This is a genomic window from Rhodococcus sp. (in: high G+C Gram-positive bacteria), from assembly GCF_049286785.1.
Taxonomy (GTDB): domain Bacteria; phylum Actinomycetota; class Actinomycetes; order Mycobacteriales; family Mycobacteriaceae; genus Rhodococcus_F.
In genome coordinates this window covers 1-6,915 of sequence record NZ_JBAQEO010000681.1, presented here as the reverse complement: position 1 = coordinate 6,915, position 6,915 = coordinate 1, and the positions used below count along the sequence as shown (strand labels likewise).

General features: G+C 60.4%; 7 protein-coding genes. 2 read left to right on the top strand and 5 right to left on the bottom strand.

What is annotated here, in order from left to right; translation table 11 throughout:
• The first annotated feature begins 259 nt into the window (after positions 1-259).
• Together WAW17_RS24675 and WAW17_RS24670 are read left to right on the top strand one after the other, a co-directional pair.
• Positions 260-1,165, top strand: a complete 906-nt coding sequence (locus WAW17_RS24675; protein ID WP_422335507.1) for a replication initiation protein — start codon at positions 260-262, stop codon at positions 1,163-1,165.
• A 44-nt stretch (positions 1,166-1,209) separates the two neighbouring features.
• Positions 1,210-1,446, top strand: coding sequence for a sigma factor-like helix-turn-helix DNA-binding protein (locus WAW17_RS24670; RefSeq protein WP_236603790.1), 237 nt, complete (start codon positions 1,210-1,212; stop codon positions 1,444-1,446).
• Positions 1,447-1,605: 159 nt separating this feature from the next.
• Here WAW17_RS24670 and WAW17_RS24665 read toward each other — a convergent pair whose 3' ends face one another.
• From WAW17_RS24665 to WAW17_RS24645, 5 genes are all read right to left on the bottom strand, one after another.
• Positions 1,606-2,541 carry a hypothetical protein gene (locus tag WAW17_RS24665; protein ID WP_422335506.1) on the bottom strand — a complete coding sequence of 312 codons (936 nt, stop codon included), beginning with the start codon at positions 2,539-2,541 and terminating at the stop codon, positions 1,606-1,608.
• A complete protein-coding gene (locus WAW17_RS24660; protein WP_422335509.1) occupies positions 2,538-3,572 on the bottom strand; it encodes a DNA methyltransferase in 1,035 nt (344 codons plus the stop codon). The genes WAW17_RS24665 and WAW17_RS24660 overlap by 4 nt, the downstream gene beginning before the upstream one ends.
• A gap of 161 nt (positions 3,573-3,733) precedes the next feature.
• Positions 3,734-4,012, bottom strand: coding sequence for a hypothetical protein (locus WAW17_RS24655; protein WP_422335505.1), 279 nt, complete (start codon positions 4,010-4,012; stop codon positions 3,734-3,736).
• Positions 4,009-4,782, bottom strand: a complete 774-nt coding sequence (locus tag WAW17_RS24650; protein ID WP_422335504.1) for a ParA family protein — start codon at positions 4,780-4,782, stop codon at positions 4,009-4,011. Before WAW17_RS24650 ends, WAW17_RS24655 begins: the two co-directional genes overlap by 4 nt.
• A 733-nt stretch (positions 4,783-5,515) precedes the next feature.
• Positions 5,516-6,853: a class I SAM-dependent methyltransferase gene (locus tag WAW17_RS24645; RefSeq protein ID WP_422335508.1), complete on the bottom strand. Its 1,338-nt coding sequence runs from the start codon at positions 6,851-6,853 to the stop codon at positions 5,516-5,518.
• Positions 6,854-6,915 lie beyond the last annotated feature (62 nt).

Sequence of the window (6,915 nt, the reverse complement as noted above, 5' to 3'; positions counted from 1 at the left end):
CCCACTGCTCGTCGGTCAGATCCGACGGGTACGCATTCCTGTCGACCTTGTTACCCATACGGTCACAATGACTACTTCAGCCGCATCAGTCACGCAGACACGCCCAGTCACTTTCCCAACACGTTCTTAGGCTCGGGCGGAATAAGGCTTTGGGTTGCCTACTTGAAGAGTGCGCAACCGAGGGCGGAGCCCGGGATACCTGATATGGCTACGGCGTGCCTACCTAAATAATTCGTCCGAGTGGGGCAAGGTTTCCCTCATGGATCTTTCGGGGGCGGAACTACTCACTGACGATCGATGGGCGCTAGACGTACTGCTACCGCATCGGCCGTACGCGACGAACCAACTGGACCGTGGCCAGTACCGCATGAGCCGGGACGATGCACTGGCGATGCGCTACGTCGAGCACTCACCACATGCGCTTCTGGGATCCATCGTCATCGACTGCGACCATCCCGACGCCGCTATGCGCGCCTTCGAGCAGCCCAGCGACCACCCCGCGCCCTCCTGGGTCGCACAGACCATCAGGGGACCGCACGCTGGACGTGCACATCTGGGCTGGTGGCTCGCCGCACCGGTCTGCCGCACCGACTCGGCGCGGCTGCAACCGCTCCGGTTCGCTCAACGCATCGAAGCTGGGCTGAGAACGTCGGTGGGAGGCGACTTCTCATACGGCGGGCAACTTACCAAGAATCCCATTCACCCTGACTGGGAAACGCTCTACGGGCCAGCAAAGCCGTACGAACTCCGCGACCTGGCCACCATCCACACACCTCGCCAGATGCCCCGCCGGCCCGACCGCGCGGCAGGGCTCGGCCGCAACGTCACCATGTTCGACACCGCGCGGAAGTGGGCCTATCCGCAGTGGTGGCGCCACCGTGAAGGCACCGGTCGCGACTGGGAACGGCTCGTGCTGCAACGCTGCCATGCGATCAACACGGAATTTCCCGAGCCGCTCCCGTTCATCGAGGTTCGCGCCACCGCGCAATCCATTGCTCGCTGGATATGGCGCAACTTCTCCGAAGAGCAATACCGTGCCCTCCAGGCGCACCGAGGCCGCAAGGGTGGGCGGACAATGACTGAGAAGCGGCGGCAGTCGATCGTGGCCACGAATAAGCGTCGGGCCGTAGATCGTGCCGCCATCCTCGCTGAGTTGGAAGCATGATGGCTGCTGAGAATCCGATGCGCCGGTCAAAGACTGCGAAGGAGATGGCGGCACGTCTCGGAGTGTCCGAACGCACCATCCGCAACGTCGTTGCTGAACCCCGCGCGGATTTCGAGGCTAGAGCACAGGAGCGACGTCAACGCGCGGTCGAGCTGCGGGAACAAGGCCTGAAGTATCGCGAGATAGCCGAGGAAATGGGCTGCTCTGTTGGCACAGTGGGCACACTGCTGCACCACGCGCGGAAGTCGGGCATGAGTGATCGGAGGCAAGCCAGCGCGTAGCGGTGGCGCGGCAGTGCTTCTACGCCTTCCCGGACAGGGCTTCTGGGACAGCTGTGCTGGCGACTGTATCGGGGATTGGGAGATCCACACAGTCGTCGTACTAACTTTCTATAAAGTTAGAAAATTACGTTTACCAGCCGGTTAACGGCAATCTCAAGGTCACGACATGAGACTGCCAAGCTCTTCGAGTAGCGCCACAATTCTTTCTGCTTGCTCATTCGTGAGATTGACGATCCCCTTCTTCAACATCGCTTGGACTTTGGCGGCTACGGCCTCCGGGTCTGGAGTCTCCGAAAATGCAGCGAGAAACCGGATCCACTGGCGCGCCGGTATCCCCGATACATTCATGTCTAGCTGCTCGTCCTTCCATTCATCCATCAGTCCTTTGACTCGGGCTACACGGCCGAAGTTTTTTCCAGAGTCTTGGACCGGACGATCTGAGATCTGCGTGCCAGCAGGGGGGTACGGAGCATCCACCGTGGCCATGATGATCTCGCTGTTTCTGCTCGCCGCGTTACCGCCTCGGGAATGCTTCCAGTAGTAGGTTCGCATGTGGGCTGCATAGCCGGCCTGTTCAACGAAGGGTTTGTGCGCGCGGGGCGTACCGCTGAGCACGTTGCTAAGTGTCCATGGAACAACAACGATCAGGTCCCACGGCGAACAGGCTGATGCGTTAGCGGTATATCGAAATGATGGCTCGGCTTCCTTACTGAGCAGATACCAACCTTTCAACTCAATGCCTAGAACCGGCAGGGTCACATCTGACTGCTTCACTAAACGAACGTCAGGGAATGACTGCGAAAAGCGTTGAAACCCGTACTCCTGCCACTCATCGTCGGGATCCCAGACGTCTCGAAGCCTGTTGAGAGTTTCGACAGTCTGGATCTCGATCGCGCCGCCCAACAGGGTGTTGAGGGAGAACAGGTCTGCAGCGTCTAAGCCTTCGATGTTGATGGTGCTAGTGAAATAGAAGGGAAGGGCCGCCAAAGCATCCAGCACGTTGCTACGCAGCTTTGTCCGCGGATCAGAGTCAGGAAGCTCCGCGCGGACTGGGGCCACGGATGCCGTACTGAGGGAGTCTGATTGGTCGGTCATGAGGCTGCTTTATTCTTCTTCATGAACTCGCTCTTGGCTACCTTCAATCTCTCCAATGCCAGGTCTTGGAACGTGCGGTCCACTTCTGCTACGCGTGCTTTCCGACCGAGGCCGACTGCCGCGACCGAGCCTGACGCAAGTCCACCGAAGGGTTCCCAAACGACATCTCCCTCGCGAGTGGAGGCCTGGACCTGCCGAGTCATGAACTCAAGCGGTTTCTGATTCAAATGCGCAGCACTCTGGTTTGTTGGTTTGTACACCCGGGGCGCTGACCTCTCCAATGTTCCCTTGAGCCGCTCCGAATCGCTTAGCGGCGGCCTACTCCATACGTTGGTTAGACCGTGCTCATGGTTCCATACTGCTCGCAATGCATCCCAAGCATCCGCAGTGATGGGAGTCTTTCCGTCAATCGCGAAGTACGGCCGCTTTGTCAACTTCCCGTGCTTGGTCGCATACCTGGCCATCGCTGCCACCATGTCCCCAGGCGGCCAATACCAGAGCCAGTCTTGGGTGAGATACTTGCGAGTCGCCGCGTTCTTCACACCACAGGCTTCGTTAGATCGGTTCAGCGGAAGACCGGACCTTCGCCACTCCTCCCGGAGCCACTGTTGGACGTGCATCGTTTCTCCGTCCTCACAAGGAAGGAGAATCCGACGCCGGTAGAGCACCGACACCTCAGTCACGACCGGCAGCCGCCGAATAGTCTGGCCATTCACGTTGCCGGCGATGTGCGACAGTCCTTTGTCCCAAACAACGGTCTGGACGTAGTCCCAACCGTTCGCGACAAGAAGCGGGTGCACAGTCGCCCATCCAACCTCGGTGTTCCAGAACCAAAGCGAAGTAGACATCTTCGCCGCTTTGGACCACGCAAGTACATGGGGGCTGTACCACTCGACGAGACCGTCAGCTCCGGTGGTGTCGCCATGGAAACCTCGAACCCCGTATGCCCCGTCCGACATGATCAGATCGGGCGCTTCCCACTTGTCGTAGGCAGAGACTACGTTTCCCCGGAAGAGCTGATACGGCTCCATTGATGCCACTTGTTTTTGTTCCTTGTCTTCTTATGTTGGTCGCGCTGACCCTATCTAGGCGAGGCCGAGACATTGCAATCGATGTGCGACTTCTGACCCCATGCAGAGCGAACGACTAAGTTATCTTTCTAACATGTTAGAAAGAGGCAGTGAGATCGGGTTTAGCTGTTAAGCCAGTGCCATAGTGCCTCATACACTGCATCTTGAATCCGGATGCCGCGCTGAGCACACGCGGTCTTGACCATGCGTTGCATGTCCGGAGGCAGCCTGGTTGCGAATGCGGTCACGGTCGCATCCTTGGGCAACGTAGGCGGCGCGGCGGCGGCCTGGCGGGCGAGCTGCGGCGTGAACGGGTGCGGCTTCAACTGGCCCCCCGCGTCCTTCTCCGGAGCGGTGGCGCGACTCCCGCCGAACGCTGACGGCTTCTTCGTGGTCGTCACGGCCGCGCTCCTTCCATGACGCGGTCCAACGCAGCATCGAACGCGCTCGTCACCTCGAGTACGGGCGGGCGGACCTCGTGAATAGGCCGGCGGTCCCCGACAGCTTCCGCGACGGCCGCCCGCTGGGGCACGACCTCGGGGAGAACGAGGACGCCGAGCGCTTCGCGTATCTCGGCGGTGCGATGGGCGGCTTCACGGGCCTGCGCGGGCACGCGACCGATGAGGACTCCGGCGACGGTCAGAGATGGGTTGTAGTACCGCTGGATCGTCTCGATTGCCTGCAAGATCTTCGACACACCCCGGCTGGCCATGAAGGATGGTTCGGTGGCCACCAGAGCGTTGTCGGCGGCGATGAGCGCGTTCGATACCAGCTTGCCGATGCTCGGCGGGCAGTCGATCAGAATCAGTGGGAATCGCTGCCGGAGTTCATCGCTGTCAAGGGCGACCCGTAGACGCTGCTCGACCCCGAGGCCGGCGACCGCATCGATATCGGAAAGGTCCAGGTCACCCGGAATGATGCTCACGTGGTCCCACTTCGACGTCTGGACCACCTCGGCCGCGCCCCCTGGGAATTCACCGGCGAGCAAGTCTGCGGCCGTCTGCCCGTCTGTGGGGTAGTCGATGCCCAGAGCCTCGGACGCGTTGCACTGGGGATCGAGGTCGATTACCAGAGTGTCGATGCCGCGCACGCTCGCGGCCGAGGCCAGGCCGAGAACGGTCGTCGTCTTGCCCGATCCGCCCTTCTGATTCACCACTGCTGTAGTCGTCATGGGCGAAATCTAACATTCAAGATTGTTAGATTTGGTGATCTTCAAGGCGTTTCGTCCAAAACAAAGAGAGGCGGAGCAATACGTTCCACCTCTCTTTGTTGCTCTGTCAGCCGTCTAGTGACCCCCGATCGCTCATAGACGGTTACGGTGCCCGGCTCGCGCGGAGTCGACGGCGGCAACTCGCGCAGCAGCTCCGCGAGTGCAGCAAGCGTGTTCGCGTCGAGCTTCGTCCCCGGGCTCAGGTTCGACACGGGCAGCGTGGGGCCTGCCTTCCGGCTCGAGTGCGCTCAGCGCGCTCGGACGGTGGCCGGCCCCACACTGGTCGCGAAATCTAACATTCTTAATTGTTAGATTCATGCTATGAACAGCTATTTTCCGGGTTCAGGCTTCCATGCGCTCTCGCGGTAGTTCACTCGGCTCATCAGCTGTTCATGTGGCGTAACCAGGTAGAGCTCACGAGGCAGCTCCGGTCCCGGAGCCGCCAGCGAAGTGTTCTGGAAGGTCGCCCAAATGAGGCGAGCAGCGGGTGCAAGCACTTCTCGCTCAACCTTGAAGACACCAACGGCCTCCCAGCCGTACACCCCGTCCGGCCCAGCGGAGGGCGGCCCGAACAGATCTGACAAGGCCTCGGCCCGGTATCCCAGCTCGACCAACTGATCGGGCGTGTACCACCCCTCTGCTGTCCGGCTTGGACGCTCTTCTAGTGACTGTGACATGGCTTTAGTCTCCCTTCTCAGCGGTTCCACCACTGGCCCAGCGGCAACCCATGATTCCCCGACTTCGGAGTTTTCACTGCTAGGACCTGGTGCAACTGGAGGTAGTTTCGGTCAAAACGTACACGCCCGCCCGCCATGAACAGCCCCCAGATTTTGGCGTTCTCCTCGCCGACCTCTGCCACGGCGTCGTCCCAGTTGTCGACGAGGTTCCGGCACCAATCGCGCAAGGTGGTGGCGTAGTGCTCCCGTAGGTTTTCCTCGTGCAGCACTTCAAGGCCTGCGTTCTGTATCTCGCTGATGATCCGTCCTGATCCGGTGAGTTCTCCGTCTGGAAACACGTAGCGGTCGGTGAAGGGACCGCCTTTGAATTTGGTGGTGTTGTCGATCCTGGTCACGCTATGGTTCAGCATCCGTCCACCTGGCCGCAGCTTGTCGTGGAAGAATCCGAAATAGGTGGGATATTGCTGCACGCCAATGTGTTCGGTCATACCCATGGACGAAATCGCGTCGAAATCCTTCTCTTGGATATCGCGGTAGTCCGTGAACCGCACCTCAGCACGATCCGACAGCCCTTCCTCCGCGATCGCCTTCTGTGCCCACTCGGCCTGTTCTCGGGCTAGCGTTGCGCCGACGACGTTGACACCGCGACGCGCTGCGTAGCGTACGAACACACCCCAACCACACCCGATGTCCAAGAGACGGTCACCGGGTTTGAGGCCGAGCTTGTCGAACACGAGCCGGTACTTGTTCTCCTGTGCTTCTTCAAGGCTGGAGTCGAGCGAGGGATAGACGGCGCAGGTGTACGCCATGGACGGCCCGAGCACGTAGCGGTAGAACTGATCGGATACGTCGTAATGGTGATGGATCGCGTCGGCGTCGCGGTGCTTGGAATGCAGCAAACCCGTCGCGAGACGCCGCCAGCGCGGGACTATCTCGATTGACGGGGGCGCGATGGGCCTAAGCGCTCCCGGCCCAATCGAACGGACGATCTGGATGAGTGTCTTGGCGGGGGGACGGTAGAACTTGAGGTTCTCGGCCATGCTGTGGAGCAGCTCGTACGGGTCGCCGGGATGTACGCCCTTCAATTCGAGATCGCCCGAAAGATACGCACGAACCAAACCCAACTCACCCGGCGCGGTGGCCAGATAGGTCGTACCGCGCGGAGTTTTCAGGTGAAGGCCCAGAGACGCATCCTTGGGGCCGGCCGCACTACCGTCGTAGGCGGTGAACCGCAACGGAAGCTGACCGTTGGTGAGAATCTCGATCGCTTGAGCCAATGTCAGCTTGGAGCTCGGCCGGGGAGCGGCCTCGCCGGGAGCGAGGAAATTGGTGTATTCCTTAACGCCCTGTTTGATACCCACGTGTGTTCGGTCCCTTCTGTGGAATGGAAAACTCAGAGGTAGGGGAGGGGACCGGG